Raw genomic sequence first — 14,112 nt, forward strand, 5'->3', positions numbered from 1 at the left:
GGCCCGGCGCATGCCGGGCCTCGTCGTTTCTGCTTTTCGCTTTTCGTAGGAGCGAGCTTGCTCGCGAACGCTCCTGCTCCGGATTCCGGTCGGGTTCGCGAGCAAGAACTGGGCGTCCCCCTCGGTCCTGCAAGAGCAGAGTCCGCCTGTGGGTTATCCTTCAGCGTTCCCTTCACTTGCTGGAGCCTGCCATGACCACCCCGAAATCCGCCCTGATCATCGGCGCCTCGCGCGGCCTCGGCCTGGGCCTGGTGCGCGAACTCCTGGAGCGTGGCTGGGACGTCACCGCCACCGTGCGCGATGTCGTCCATCCTGGCGAACTGGCGAACCTGCCCTTGCGGGTGGAAGCCCTGCTGCTGGACGACATCCACTCCCAGGACCGCCTCGCCGAAGCCCTGGCCGGCTCGCGCTTCGACCTCGTCTACATCAACGCCGGCATCTACGGCCCGCCGCACCAGTCGAGCATCGACGCCAGCCTCGCCGACGTCGGCCAGTTGTTCATGGTCAACGCCATCGCCCCGCTGCGCCTGGCCGAGCGCCTGCTGCCGCGACTGAATGCCGACAACGGCGTACTGGCCTTCATGACGTCCGAGCTGGGCAGCGTAGCCGGCAACGAATCCGGCGGCATGGCGCTGTACCGCGCGAGCAAGGCGGCGCTCAACTCGCTGACCCGCAGCTTCGTCGCCGAACTGGGCGAAACCGGTATCACCGTGCTCAACCTGCATCCGGGCTGGGTGCGCACCGACATGGGCGGCGAGTCCGCGCCGCTGGACGTGCAGACCAGCGTGAAGGGCCTCGCCGATCAGGTCGAAGGCCACGCCGGACGAGGCGGGCAGTTCTACCTGGACTACCAGGGAACGATGATCGACTGGTGACGGCCAGCCCCGTGGGCGTTACCATGCGCCCACGTCTGACTCTCGGGTCAACGGACCTGGATCAGCAGACAGGGTGAACACTGAGCTGGCTTCCCATGACCCCATGGAGCCGGCTCGATACGAACGGCTCCGTCCGTTTGGAGAACTCACCCATGTCTTCCCCGCGTCTCTGGCTGCGCAACCCGCTGGCCATCTTCACCGCCAATGACCTCGACGCCCGTGGCGGCATCGTCGTCCAGGACGGTCGCATCGTCGAACTGGTCGCTGCCGGCCAGCAGCCCTCGGCTCCCTGCCAACAGACCTTCGACGCCAGCCAGCACGTGCTGACGCCCGGCCTGATCAACACCCACCACCACTTCTACCAGACCCTCACCCGCGCCTGGGCGCCGGTGGTGAACCAGCCGCTGTTCCCCTGGCTGAAGACCCTCTACCCGGTGTGGGCGCGCCTGACCCCCGAGCAGCTCGGCGTGGCCACCAAGGTGGCGCTGGCCGAACTGCTTCTGTCGGGCTGCACCACCGCCGCCGACCATCACTACCTGTTCCCCCACGGCCTCGAGCAGGCCATCGACGTGCAGGCTGGCGTGGTCCGGGAACTGGGCATGCGCGCCATGCTCACCCGTGGCTCGATGAGCCTGGGCGAAGCCGACGGCGGCCTGCCGCCGCAGCAGACCGTGCAGAGCGCCGAGGACATCCTCGAAGACAGCCAGCGCCTGATCCGCGAATACCACCAGCGCGGCGAAGGCGCACAGGTGCAGATCGCCCTGGCGCCCTGCTCGCCGTTCTCGGTCACCCCGGAAATCATGCGCGCCAGCGCCGAGCTGGCCGAGCGCGAGGACGTGCGCCTGCACACCCACCTCGCCGAAACCCTCGACGAGGAAGACTTCTGCCTGCAGCGCTTCGGCCAACGCACCGTGGACTACCTGGACAGCGTCGGCTGGCTCGGCCCGCGCACCTGGCTGGCCCACGGCATCCACTTCAACGACGAGGAAATCCGCCGCCTCGGCGAAGCCGGCACCGGGGTCTGCCATTGCCCCAGCTCGAACATGCGCCTGGCCTCGGGCATCTGCCCGACCGTGGCGCTGGAAGCCGCTGGCGCGCCGGTGGGCATCGGCGTGGACGGCTCGGCCTCCAACGACGCCTCCAACATGATCCTCGAAGCCCGCCAGGCCCTGTACATCCAGCGCCTGCGCTACGGCGCCGAGCAGATCACCCCGGAACGCGCGCTGGGCTGGGCCACTCGCGGTTCGGCCAAGCTGATCGGCCGCAGCGACATCGGCGAACTGGCCGTGGGCAAGCAGGCGGACCTGGCGCTGTTCAAGCTCGACGAACTGCGCTTCTCCGGCAGCCATGACCCGCTCTCCGCCCTGCTGCTGTGCGGCGCCGACAAGGCCGACCGGATCATGATCGGCGGCACCTGGCGGGTCATCGACGGCGAAGTCGAAGGCCTCGACCTCAAACGCCTGATCGCCGACCACACCCAGGCGGCGCGCAAGCTGCTCGGTACGCTGTAAGCACGCTGCGGCGTGCTCTTCGTAGGATGGCGCGGAGCGAAGCGATACCCATCAATCCTGCGCTCCGACAGCATGGGTATCGCAAGCTCCACCCATCCTACGATCAATCCTCAATGTCAGGACTGGCGTGGGAGCGAACTCTGTCCGCGATGGTGTCCGGCGCGATGCGGACCTATCGCGGACGGAATCGCCAGCACATCCTTCGACATCGGCACCCACCTGTAGGAGCGGGCCATGCCCGCGATCTCGCGCATGACGCGCTCCTACAGTTCCACCTTCCGCTCTCCCTCAGCAGACTGGCTCCGGATGCCATTCCGGCGGGCACGTTTTGCCATCGAAAAATCGCTACAACCCGCGTCACACAAGGCCTGCGCCCTACCGCCCGTCGCCCGCCAGGCAGTCATGACGAACAGTCATTCCAGCAAAAACCCGTCTAAATCAAGGCTCACTGTTGGTTGGCAGGAAAATGCCGTCAATTTGACATCACCGAGCCGCCCTCTAGTTTTAAATCGCTGGGCCGAATTCCTGCTCAAGACGTTGTCAGCAGCCGTTTGGCCCGGTTACCGGCGCCCGGCAATGGAGTGCACTTCAATGCGCGATTCACAGTTGAACCCCCAGGCGGTTCAAGAAGTCGGCCAGGACTGGCCACGGCGCCTCATCATCCAGACCCTGCCATGGGCGGTCGTGGCCGTGCTCTGCGCGGTCGGCGTGCCGTTCTGGTGGATGCTGCCGGTGGGCTGGCTCTCCAGCCTGGTGCTGTGCAGCCTGCTGGGCGGCGCCAGCAAGGCCGCCATCGATGCCCAGGCCACCACCCTGCAGACCGATGAGCTGCCGCACTGGCGCCCGCTGCAGGACGCCGTGGAAGGCCACCTGGCCTCGCTCAACGGCCACACCCACCAGATCGATAACCTCCTGCACCAGGCCATCCGCCAGCTCACCGACAGCTTCCACGCCCTCGCCGAGCGCATCGACACCCAGCGCGGCCTGTCCCACTCGCTGATCGAGCGCTACGACGGGCGCGGCCACCTGGACGGCGACATCGACTTCCAGCGCTTCATCCACGCCACCCAGGAAACCCTCGGGCTGTTCGTCGAAGCCACTCTGGAGACCAGCCGCACCTCGCAGCAACTGGTAGAGCGCATGGACCGCGTGACCCACAAGATCGCCGAGATCCTGCAGTCCACCCAGGACATGGACGCCATCGCCAAGCAGACCAACCTGCTGGCCCTCAATGCCGCCATCGAGGCCGCCCGCGCCGGCGAGAGCGGCCGTGGATTCGCCGTGGTGGCCGACGAGGTGCGCGCGCTGTCGACCCGCTCCACGCACTTCTCCCAGGCCATCCGTGAGCACGTCGACGTGGTCTACCGCGAGATCAAGGACGCCGAAGGCGCGATCAGCCAGCTGGCTGACAAGGACATGACTTTCGCCCTGGATTCGCGGCAGAAGATCCAGCACATGCTCGACGACCTCGACGCGATGAACCAGCACACCGTGAAGGTGGTGCAGGAGCTGGACCGCATCTCCCTGGAAGTGGGCGACGGCGTCAACGCCGCGGTCACCGCCCTGCAGTTCCAGGACATGAGCAGCCAGCTGCTCGGCCAGATCGGCAAGCACAGCGCCCGCCTTGGCGCCCTCGCCGTCGGCCTGGGCGCGCTGGATGGCCGCCAGCCCGGCGAATGGAGCGAACGCCTGCGCGGCGAAACTGCCGAACTCGCCCGCCCCCTGAGCAACCCGGTCGCCCAGACCAGCCTTAGCGCTGGCGAGGTGGAACTGTTCTGAACTGAAGGCAAGGCAGGAGCCCCGACATGCTGCAGTCCGTCTTCGAATACTTGGCGAATCTCGCTCTGATCGGCTGAGCCCACCACACCATTTCCACGCGCCGGGATGGCGCGAGCACCTGTGCGCCTGGCGACAGGCAAACGCATTGCAACCCGAGGAGAAGCAACGCAATGGGAAAGCAGATTCTGATCGTCGATGACTCGGCCTCCATCCGGCAGATGCTGAGCTTCACGCTCAAGTCCGCCGGCTACGAGGTGGACGAGGCCGTGGACGGCAAGGACGGCCTGGGCAAGGCCCAGCGCAAGACCTACAACCTGGTCTTCACCGACCAGAACATGCCGAACATGGACGGCCTGACGCTGATCCGCAGCCTGCGCGAGATGGCCGGCTACCGCGGCACGCCGATCCTCATGCTCACCACCGAATCCAGCGACGCCATGAAGCAGCAGGGCAAGAGCGCGGGCGCCACCGGCTGGCTGGTCAAGCCGTTCGACCCGCCGAAGCTGCTGGAAGTCACCCGCAAGGTCCTGCCCTAGGGGTATCGCCGATGGCCACTGGAATGGAGCAGTTCCTCCAGGTGTTCTTCGAGGAAACCGACGAACACCTGGCGACCCTCGAACTCCTGCTGATCGGGCTCGACCTCGATCAGCCGGACGCCGAGACGCTCAATGGCATTTTCCGCGCGGCCCACTCGATCAAGGGCTCCAGCGGCATGTTCGGTTTCGACGACCTGACCGCCGTGACCCACGAGCTGGAAACCCTGCTCGACCGCATCCGCTGCGGGCAGACCGCCCTGCACGTGGACATGATCGGCGTGTTCCTCGAAGCCCGCGACGTGCTGCAGCGCCTGCTCGATGCGCACCGCAGCCAGGTGCCCGATCCGGACGTGCCAGTAACCTCCACCGTGGAGCGCCTGCGCGCCTGGCTCGCGGAGCCGGTCGCAGCAGCGGTCGACGACGACCTGTTCGAAAGCGCCCCGGCAGCGGCTGAAACCAGCGCCAGCGATGACGACGCCTTTGGCTTCTTCGACGACGCCCCCGGTACTCCCGACGCCAGCGAAACCAGCGCCAGCCGCGACGACGACTTCGGCTTCTTCGACGACGCCCCCGGCGCGCCGGACGTCAAACCCGTCGAGCCCTACGGCATCTTCGACAAGGCACCCGGCGCCCCCACGGCCGCCGCACTGGTTACAGCGCCAAGCGAGCAACCCAAGCCCGCACCCGCCGCAGTCGCCAAGCCGACCCCCCGCGCCGACAGCGAATCCAGTTCCATCCGCGTCAGCGTCGAAAAGATCGACAGCCTGATCAACCTGGTGGGCGAGCTGGTGATCACCCAGGCCATGCTCAGCCAGCTCAGCGAGGATCTCGACCCCACCCACTTCGAGCGCCTGCAGCAGGCCCTGGCACAGCTGGAACACAACACCCGCGACCTGCAGGAATCGGTGATGTCGATCCGCATGCTGCCGATCAGCTTCATCTTCAGCCGCTTCCCGCGCCTGGTGCACGACACCTCCGCGCGGCTGGGCAAGCAGGTCGAACTGATCCTCCAGGGCGAGCACACCGAGCTGGACAAAAGCGTCATCGAAAAGCTCAGCGACCCGCTCACCCACATCGTCCGCAACAGCATCGACCACGGCATCGAGACGCCCGCCGAACGCCTGGCCGCCGGCAAGCCGGCCCAGGGCTCGGTGAAGCTCGCCGCCAGCCACCAGGGCGGCAGCGTGGTGGTGGAAATCTCCGATGACGGCCGTGGGCTGTCCCGCGAGCGCATCCTCGCCAAGGCCCGCGAAAAGGGCCTGGCCGTGCACGACGGGATGACCGACGCGGACGTCTGGCAACTGATCTTCATGCCCGGCTTCTCCACCGCCGAAGCGGTCACCGAGCTGTCCGGCCGGGGCGTGGGCATGGACGTGGTGCGGCGCAACATCCAGGCCATGGGCGGGCGGATCGACATCGATTCCGCACCCGGCATGGGCACGCGCATGAGCATCCGCCTGCCGCTGACCCTGGCCATCCTCGACGGCCTGATCGTCGCCGTGGAGAAGGTCAACTACGTGGTGCCGCTGACCTACATCGTCGAGTCGCTGCAGGCCCGCGCCGACGACGTGCGCGGGCTGGCCGGCGAGGAATCGACGGTGATCCGCGTGCGCGGTGAATACCTGCCGCTGTTCTCCCTCAACCAGCTGCTGCGCATCGGCGCCGCGCCGGTGCCGCCGGAGCAGGGGATCGTGGTGATCCTCGAATCCGAAGGCAAGAGCTTCGCCCTGCAGGTGGACGAACTGGTCGGCCAGCAGCAGGTGGTGATCAAGAGCCTGGAACAGAACTTCCGCCGGATCGACGGGATCGCCGGCGCCACCATCATGGGCGACGGCAGTGTCGCCCTGATCCTCGATGTCGATGCCCTGCCGCGTCTGGCAGCACAAGGAGAATCCACCCATGAGCGCAGCTGAAGCCAGTGCCGCAAGCAGCCCGCCGCAGGAGTACCTGACCTTCACCCTGGGCCGCGAGGAATACGCCATCGACATCCTCCGCGTGCAGGAGATCCGTGGTTACGACCAGGTCACGGCGATCGCCAACGCCCCCGCCTTCATCAAGGGCGTGATCAACCTGCGCGGGGCCATCGTTCCCATCGTCGACCTGCGCATCAAGTTCAACCTGGCCGACATCAGCTACGACCAGTTCACCGTGGTGATCATCCTCAACGTCGGCCGGCGCATCGTCGGCGCGGTGGTGGACTCGGTCTCCGACGTGATTGCCCTGGCCGGCGAGGAGATCAAGCCGCGCCCCGAATTCGCCGCCAGCTTCGACACCGAGTACCTGCTGGGTCTGGCCACCGCCGGTGAGCGGATGCTCATCCTGGTGGACATCGAAAAACTCATGACCAGCCGTGAAATGGCGCTGGTCGACGAAACCGCCGCCTGATCGCGACCGAGGATAATCAACATGGGTCTGTTCAACGCACACGCCGTGGCGCAGCAACGCGCCGACCGCATCACCGCCCTCCTCCACAGCCTGGTGGACGGCAACCTCGACGTCGCCATCGGCGAAGCCCCGGCCGCCGGCTATGAGCGCCTCTACGACGGGCTGCGCAGCATCCAGCGCACCCTGCGCGAGCAGCGCGCCGAGCAGGCCCAGGTGGAAGCCCTGGAAGCCGGCCTGGTGGAAATGACCCGTCAGCACGAGCTGGGCTGGATCGACGAGGTGATCCCGGTGGACAAGTTCGCCGGCCGCCCGGCGCGCATCGCCAAGGGCATCAACGACCTGGTCGCCGCGCACATCGCGGTGAAGATGCGCGTCGTCGCCACCGTCACCGCCTACGGCAAGGGCGACTACTCGGTGGACATGGACCGCCTGCCGGGCAAGAAGGCCATCATCACCGAAGCCATCGACGGCGTGCGCGACAGCCTCAAGGCCAGCGCCGATGCCGCCGAGTACAACGCGCGGATCAAGAGCGCGCTGGATAACGTCTCGGCCAACGTGATGATCGCCAACAACGACCTCGAGATCATCTACATGAACCGCACGGTGACCGAGATGCTCGGCAACGCCGAAGCCGACATCCGCAAGCAGCTGCCGAACTTCAACGCCAGCCGCCTGATGGGCGCCAACATCGACATGTTCCACAAGAATCCGGCGCACCAGCGCGGCATGCTCGCGCACCTGACCGCGCGGCATAAGGCCGAGCTGAACCTGGGCGGCCGGCGCTTCGCCCTGGACGTGGTGCCGGTATTCAACGACGCCGGCGAGCGCCTTGGTTCCGCCGTGCAGTGGACCGACCGCACCGAGGAATTCCGCGCCGAGCAGGAAGTCTCGCAACTGGTGGACGCCGCCGTCGCCGGTGACTTCACCAAGCGCATCGAGGCCTCGAACAAGGAAGGCTTCTTCCTGAAGATCGCCACCGGCCTGAACAACCTGGTGGACACCGCCGACAAGGGCCTGCGCGACGTCACCCGTGTGCTCGGCGCACTGGCCCAGGGCGACCTGACCCAGCGCATCGACGCCGACTACCAGGGCACCTTCGGCGAGCTCAAGGACTACGCCAACGAGACCGCGCAGAGCCTGTCGCGGATGCTCGGGCAGATCCGCGAGGCGGCCGACACCATCCACACCGCCGCCAGCGAGATCGCCAGCGGCAACGCCGAGCTGTCCACCCGCACCGAGCAGCAGGCCTCCAGCCTGGAAGAAACCGCATCGAGCATGGAAGAGCTGACCAGCACCGTGAAGCTCAACGCCGAGAACGCCCGCCAGGCCAACTCGCTGGCGGTGAATGCGTCCGAAGTCGCCACCGAAGGCGGCAGCGTGGTGCAGAAGGTGGTGGGCACCATGTCGGCCATCAACGACTCGGCACGCAAGATCGCCGACATCATCGGGGTGATCGACGGCATCGCCTTCCAGACCAACATCCTCGCGCTCAACGCCGCGGTGGAAGCGGCGCGCGCCGGCGAGCAGGGCCGCGGCTTCGCGGTGGTGGCCGGTGAAGTGCGCACCCTGGCGCAGCGCTCCGCCGCCGCCGCCAAGGAGATCAAGACGCTGATCAACGACTCGGTGGACAAGGTCGAGAGCGGCAACACCCTGGTCGCCCAGGCCGGCCAGACCATGAGTGACATCGTGGTGGCGATCAAGCGCGTCACCGACATCATGGCCGAGATCGCCGCCGCCAGCGCCGAGCAGAGCAGCGGCATCGAGGAAGTGAACGGCGCCGTGTCGCAGATGGACGAGATGACCCAGCAGAACGCCGCGCTGGTGGAAGAAGCCGCCGCCTCGGCCGAGGCCCTGCAGGAGCAGGCCGGCATGCTCAACCAGCAGGTCGGGGTGTTCAAGCTCGAATCCATCGCCGCCACTGTGGTGCCGCTGGCCTCCGCCCGCCCGGCCCGCACCGAGCCGGCCGCGCACACCTCTCGCGCCGCCCGCGGCGTGGCCAAGGCGGTGCGCGCCAAGGGTAAAGAGGACGACTGGGAAGAGTTCTGATCGGGCGGGGCTGAAAGGGATGGCGGCGGCCGGAGCAATGGGAGGGTCGGCCGCCGCGCGCGGACCAGGGATGGTCAGGCGATGACCGCTGATGTCGGCGCCAAGAGCCCCTCACCCTAACCCTCTCCCGGAGGGAGAGGGTTAGGGTGAGGGTAGTGCCCGCGCAGAGCTTTCCGATACCACGAAGTAGGGCGCATAACGCCACAGGCGTTATCCGCCATCACGGCGGATAACCCGTTCCGGGTTATGCGCCCTACGCGATCTACCAATCGTCGAGACTCACGATGTCGATCAACCTGCCCGCCCCCGAGCACGAATTCCACTACACCCGCCGGGACTTCCAGCAGGTGCGCGAGCGCCTCTACCGGCACGCCGGCATCAGCCTCTCGGAGAACAAGCAGCAGCTGGTCTACAGCCGCCTCTCGAGGCGCCTGCGCAGCCTGCGGCTGGGCAGCTTCGCCGAGTACTTCGCCTACCTGGAGAGCCACGAGGAAGAGTGGCAGCAGTTCGTCAACGCGCTGACCACCAACCTCACCGCCTTCTTCCGCGAGAAACACCACTTCGACCACCTCGGCCGCTTCGCCGCCGAGCAGTTGCAGGACCACCAGCCGCTGCGCTTCTGGTCCACCGCCTCTAGCACCGGCGAGGAACCCTACTCCATGGCCATGACCCTGGTGGACGCGCTGGGCAGCTTCGCCCCGCCCATCGAGCTGATCGCCTCGGACATCGACACCGGCGTGCTCGGCCACGCGCGCCAGGGCATCTACCCGCTGGAGCGCATCGAGGCGCTGAGCCCGGCGCAGAAGAAGCGCTTCTTCCTCCGCGGCACCGGCGGCAACGCCGGCAAGGCACGGGTGGTGCGCGAGCTGCGGCAGATGATCGACTACCGGCAGATCAACCTGCTCGATCGGGACTGGGGCATTGCCGGCGGTCTGGACGCGATCTTCTGCCGCAACGTGATGATCTATTTCGACAAACCGACCCAGACCCGCCTGCTCGAACGCATGGTGCGCCTGCTGCGCCCCGGCGGGCTGTTCTTCGCCGGGCACTCGGAAAACTTCGTCCACGCCAGCCACCTGGTGCGCTCGGTGGGACGCACGACCTACCAGGCGATGGGGAGCCAGTGATGGGCGCAGCCCTGGACCAACCCAACCGCTACTACGACCCGCGCTTCGGCATGGAGGCGGTGAAGCTGCTGCCCGGCGAATGCTACGTCACCGCCGAACCGCTGATGCTGGTCACCGTGCTCGGTTCCTGCGTCTCGGTCTGCCTGCGCGACCGCAGCAGCGGGCTGGGCGGCATGAACCACTTCATGCTGCCCGGCGACACCGGCGTGCAGGGCCTGCTGTCCAATTCCGGGCGCTACGGCGTGCACGCCATGGACCTGCTGATCAACGGCCTGATGCGTCGCGGCGCCCAGCGCCGGCACTTCGAGGCCAAGGTGTTCGGCGGCGGCTCGGTGCTGAAGAACCTCAGCGCCGACGTCGGCCAGCGCAACGTCGAGTTCGTCCTGCAGTACCTCGAGGACGAGGGCATCCCGCTGGCCGCCCAGGACCTGCTCGACGTGCACCCGCGCAAGGTCTATTTCTTCCCCGGCACAGGCCGGGTGCTGGTGCGCAAGCTGCGCACCCTGGCCAACGACACGGTGCTGCAGCGCGAGCGGCAGTACTGCCAGCAACTGTCCCGCCGGGAGCGCGGCGGGAGCATCGACCTGTTCTGAACGGAGGGACGAGCGATGGCCGTCAAGGTCCTGATCGTCGACGACTCGGCGCTGATTCGCAGCCTGCTCAAGGACATCATCCACAACGACCCGGAGCTGCAGCTGGTGGGCGCGGCGCCCGACGCCTTCGTCGCCCGCGACCTGATCAAGCAGCACGCGCCGGACGTCATCACCCTCGACGTGGAAATGCCGCGCATGGACGGCCTGACCTTCCTCGACAAGCTGATGAAGGGCCGGCCGACGCCGGTACTGATGATCTCCTCGCTCACCGAGAAGGGCTCCGAAGCCACCCTGCGCGCGCTGGAGCTGGGCGCCATCGACTTCATCGCCAAACCGCGCCTGGGCATCGCCGAAGGCATGCAGGCCTACGCCGAGGAAATCTGCGCCAAGCTCAAGGCCGCCGCGCGCGCGCGCCTGCCCCGTGCTCGTCCCGTCGCATCGTCCGACGCACCGGCAACGAGCAGCGCGCCACTGCTGAGCACCGAGAAGATCTTCGCCATCGGCGCCTCCACCGGCGGTACCGAGGCGATCAAGGAAGTCCTGCTGGGCCTGCCGCCGGACTGCCCCGGCACCGTGGTCACGCTGCACATGCCGCCGGGCTTCACCAAGTCCTACGCTGACAGACTGGACCGTCAGACGCGACTGTCAGTGCGCGAAGCCCGCGACGGCGACCGCATCCTCCCCGGCCACGTACTGCTCGCCCCCGGCGACTTCCACATGGAAGTGCAGCGAAGCGGCGCCAACTACGTCGTGCGCCTGCACCGCGAGGCTGCGGTAAATGGCCACAGGCCGGCAGTGGACGTGATGTTCAACTCCCTCGCCCGCTGCGCCGGGCGCAACCTCATCGCCGCCCTGCTCACCGGCATGGGCAAGGATGGGGCCCGGGGCTTGCAGGCAATCCGCCAGGCCGGCGGCCACACCGTCGCCCAGGACGAGGCCACCTGCGTGGTCTACGGCATGCCCCGCGAGGCGGTGGAGCTGGGCGCGGCGAAGGAAGTCCTGCCGCTGGAGCGCATAGCAGGCTCGCTCCTACAGCAGGCGCGCCAGAGCGGAAGTGGGAACCGCGTCTAGTTCTGTGGGAATCATCCCGCACCGCCGAGCGGCTTTTCACACAGGGTCTAGACTCAGGCCAATTGACCGGCGCCAATAATATGGCGATTCGATATCAATTTGGTTTGATTGTGCCCGTATACAAAATGCACAATTGAGCTTTCGCCAAAAGACCGGCACACGGCGGGCGACACGGGGAAACAAGATAGCCATGGCGGCAAGATGGGGGTTGCGCGGCAAATCGGTGGTGGCATTGCTCATCGCCTGTCTCCTGGCACTGGTACCGGCAGTCATGCTGGGCTGGAAAGCCATGGAGGACATCCGCACGCATTTCGGCCTCGCCTTCGCGAGAAACTTCACGCTGCTCAACCAGCAGAAGATCATCGCGCCGGTGATCCGCGAGCTGGCGCTCTCGCGGCGCCTGGCCGAGTCCGTGGTGACGCAGGACTGGCTGCTGTCCGAGAACGACCCGGCGCGCCGGGCACTGTTCTTCCGCGAAGCCGAAGGCTTCCGCGCGGACCAGCACAACTACTCCTACTTCGTCGTGGTGGACTCCTCGCGCCACTACTACTTCAACGACTCCAGCTCGCCGCTCTCCAATTCCCCGCGCTACACCCTCAGCGACACCGATCCGCAGGACCGCTGGTACTTCGATACCCTGGCCCGCGATGAGACCTACAACATCAACGTCAACTACGACGCCAAGCTGAAGGTCACCAAGGTCTGGTTCAACATGGTGGTGCGCGCCGGCAACGAGAAAGTCGGCCTGGCCGGCGGCGGCCTCGACCTCACCGAGTTCCTCGACCAGTTCATCTCGCGCCGCGAGGCCGGGGTGACACCGATGATCGTCGACCCCGAGGGCGCCATCCAGGCGCACCCGGACACCCGCCTGATCGCCTTTTCCTCCGGCTCCAGCGGCCAGGCCAAGCACCACGTCTACGACCTGCTGGCCAACGACCAGCAACGCACCGCGCTGCGCCAGACCCTGCGCCAGGCCGAGACCAACCCCGGCGAAGTGGAAACCATGTGGGGCACCATCGACGGCAAGGAACAGCTGATCGCCACTGCCTACATCCCGCAGTTGCGCTGGCACGTGCTCAGCGCCATCGACCTGCACGCCGCGCAAGTGCTCGACAGCCGCTGGATCTGGCCGCTGGTGGGCACCCTCGCCGGGCTGCTGGCGATCCTGCTGATCGGCTTCGCCTACACCGTCGACCTGCTGGTGCTGCGCCCGCTGCGCGGCCTCAAGCAGTCGGCCAAGGCGATCGCCGCCGGGCAGTACGACAGCCCGCTGCCGCGCACCCGTCCGGACGAGATCGGCGAGCTGTCCAGCGCCTTCGCCAGCATGGCCGACCAGGTCCGCCGGCACACCGAGGAGCTGGAAGACAAGGTCCAGCAGCGCACCCAGGCCCTCGAAGCGGCCAACCGCGAGATGGCCGCCGCGCAGAAGAAGATCGGCGACTCCATCGACTACGCCAGCCTGATCCAGCGCGCCATCCTCCCCGATCGTCAGCTGCAGGCCTCCCTGGGCGAGCACCATTTCGTCCTGTGGAAACCCCGCGACGTGGTCGGCGGCGACTTCTACATCTACCGCGAAGGCCCCATCGACAGCCTGATCGGCGTGGTCGACTGCGCCGGCCACGGCGTGCCCGGCGCGCTCATGACCATGCTCGCCCTGGCCGCCATCGACCACGCCATCGACAGCGTGAAGAGCCACGACCCGGCGGCGATCCTGCGCGAGACCGACCACGTGATGCGCGGCATGCTCGGCCAGGAAGAATTCACCCACTCGCTGGCCACCAACATGGATGCCGGCCTGGTGCGCGTCGATCACCAGCGCAAGCTGCTGCACTTCTCCGGGGCGAAGATTTCCCTGTTCGCCAGCGACGGCAATGATGTGCGCGAATACAAGGGCGCGCGCCGCGCCATCGGCGACAAGCGCCAGGGCGACTATCAGGACGTGGAAATCCCGATGGAAACCGGCTGGACCTACTACCTGTGCACCGACGGTTTCCTCGACCAGGCCGGCGGCGAGCACGGCTTCGGCTTCGGCAACAGCCGCTTCGCCGACCTGCTGCGCAACCACGCGCGCCGACCGTTGGCCGAGCAGGCCGATGTGTTCGCCGCTACCCTCGCCCAGTACCAGGGTGAGCAGCCGCAGCGCGACGACATCACCATTCTCTCTTTCCGCTTCGACTAGGGGTTAATCC

General features: G+C 67.0%; 11 protein-coding genes. All 11 read left to right on the top strand.

Annotated elements, in window-relative coordinates:
- Window positions 1–191: 191 nt before the first annotated feature.
- The 11 genes from IB273_RS28635 (at window position 192) to siaA (ending at window position 14,102) form a co-directional block, all read left to right on the top strand.
- On the top strand, window positions 192–875 hold the full coding sequence (locus tag IB273_RS28635; protein WP_192225587.1) for an SDR family oxidoreductase: 684 nt from the start codon (window positions 192–194) through the stop codon (window positions 873–875).
- 152 nt (window positions 876–1,027) lie between these two features.
- Window positions 1,028–2,386 carry an 8-oxoguanine deaminase gene (locus IB273_RS28640; RefSeq protein ID WP_192225588.1) on the top strand — a complete coding sequence of 453 codons (1,359 nt, stop codon included), beginning with the start codon at window positions 1,028–1,030 and terminating at the stop codon, window positions 2,384–2,386.
- Between the two features lie 723 nt (window positions 2,387–3,109).
- Window positions 3,110–4,165: a methyl-accepting chemotaxis protein gene (locus tag IB273_RS28645; RefSeq protein WP_225610336.1), complete on the top strand. Its 1,056-nt coding sequence runs from the start codon at window positions 3,110–3,112 to the stop codon at window positions 4,163–4,165.
- A 170-nt stretch (window positions 4,166–4,335) separates the two neighbouring features.
- Window positions 4,336–4,701: a response regulator gene (locus tag IB273_RS28650; RefSeq protein ID WP_081518855.1), complete on the top strand. Its 366-nt coding sequence runs from the start codon at window positions 4,336–4,338 to the stop codon at window positions 4,699–4,701.
- Between the two features lie 11 nt (window positions 4,702–4,712).
- Window positions 4,713–6,614 carry a chemotaxis protein CheA gene (locus tag IB273_RS28655; protein WP_081518856.1) on the top strand — a complete coding sequence of 634 codons (1,902 nt, stop codon included), beginning with the start codon at window positions 4,713–4,715 and terminating at the stop codon, window positions 6,612–6,614.
- Window positions 6,601–7,086, top strand: a complete 486-nt coding sequence (locus IB273_RS28660) for a chemotaxis protein CheW (protein ID WP_192225589.1) — start codon at window positions 6,601–6,603, stop codon at window positions 7,084–7,086. Before IB273_RS28655 ends, IB273_RS28660 begins: the two co-directional genes overlap by 14 nt.
- A 21-nt stretch (window positions 7,087–7,107) precedes the next feature.
- Entirely contained in the window at window positions 7,108–9,132 is a 2,025-nt protein-coding gene (locus IB273_RS28665; RefSeq protein ID WP_192225590.1) for a methyl-accepting chemotaxis protein, read from the top strand.
- 284 nt (window positions 9,133–9,416) lie between these two features.
- The gene (locus IB273_RS28670; protein WP_192225591.1) at window positions 9,417–10,259 is read left to right on the top strand and encodes a CheR family methyltransferase; all 843 of its coding nucleotides are present in this window, start codon (window positions 9,417–9,419) and stop codon (window positions 10,257–10,259) included.
- Window positions 10,259–10,852 carry a chemoreceptor glutamine deamidase CheD gene (cheD, locus tag IB273_RS28675; protein ID WP_081518860.1) on the top strand — a complete coding sequence of 198 codons (594 nt, stop codon included), beginning with the start codon at window positions 10,259–10,261 and terminating at the stop codon, window positions 10,850–10,852. The genes IB273_RS28670 and cheD overlap by 1 nt, the downstream gene beginning before the upstream one ends.
- Before the next feature lie 15 nt (window positions 10,853–10,867).
- Window positions 10,868–11,923 (top strand): protein-glutamate methylesterase/protein-glutamine glutaminase, encoded by a 1,056-nt coding sequence (locus IB273_RS28680; RefSeq protein ID WP_081518861.1) that lies wholly within the window; start codon window positions 10,868–10,870, stop codon window positions 11,921–11,923.
- 190 nt (window positions 11,924–12,113) lie between these two features.
- Window positions 12,114–14,102 (top strand): biofilm regulation protein phosphatase SiaA, encoded by a 1,989-nt coding sequence (siaA, locus tag IB273_RS28685; RefSeq protein WP_151188928.1) that lies wholly within the window; start codon window positions 12,114–12,116, stop codon window positions 14,100–14,102.
- Window positions 14,103–14,112: the final 10 nt, after the last annotated feature.

The organism is Pseudomonas sp. PDM19, assembly GCF_014852215.1.
Lineage (GTDB): Bacteria > Pseudomonadota > Gammaproteobacteria > Pseudomonadales > Pseudomonadaceae > Pseudomonas.

Excerpts from the sequence above, each read along its gene's own strand:
- IB273_RS28635 (WP_192225587.1), top strand. The coding sequence starts at position 192 with ATGACCACCCCGAAATCCGCCCTGATCATCGGCGCCTCGCGCGGCCTC.
- IB273_RS28640 (WP_192225588.1), top strand. The coding sequence starts at position 1,028 with ATGTCTTCCCCGCGTCTCTGGCTGCGCAACCCGCTGGCCATCTTCACC.
- IB273_RS28645 (WP_225610336.1), top strand. The coding sequence starts at position 3,110 with ATGCTGCCGGTGGGCTGGCTCTCCAGCCTGGTGCTGTGCAGCCTGCTG.
- IB273_RS28650 (WP_081518855.1), top strand. The coding sequence starts at position 4,336 with ATGGGAAAGCAGATTCTGATCGTCGATGACTCGGCCTCCATCCGGCAG.
- IB273_RS28655 (WP_081518856.1), top strand. The coding sequence starts at position 4,713 with ATGGCCACTGGAATGGAGCAGTTCCTCCAGGTGTTCTTCGAGGAAACC.
- IB273_RS28660 (WP_192225589.1), top strand. The coding sequence starts at position 6,601 with ATGAGCGCAGCTGAAGCCAGTGCCGCAAGCAGCCCGCCGCAGGAGTAC.
- IB273_RS28665 (WP_192225590.1), top strand. The coding sequence starts at position 7,108 with ATGGGTCTGTTCAACGCACACGCCGTGGCGCAGCAACGCGCCGACCGC.
- IB273_RS28670 (WP_192225591.1), top strand. The coding sequence starts at position 9,417 with ATGTCGATCAACCTGCCCGCCCCCGAGCACGAATTCCACTACACCCGC.
- cheD (WP_081518860.1), top strand. The coding sequence starts at position 10,259 with ATGGGCGCAGCCCTGGACCAACCCAACCGCTACTACGACCCGCGCTTC.
- IB273_RS28680 (WP_081518861.1), top strand. The coding sequence starts at position 10,868 with ATGGCCGTCAAGGTCCTGATCGTCGACGACTCGGCGCTGATTCGCAGC.
- siaA (WP_151188928.1), top strand. The coding sequence starts at position 12,114 with ATGGCGGCAAGATGGGGGTTGCGCGGCAAATCGGTGGTGGCATTGCTC.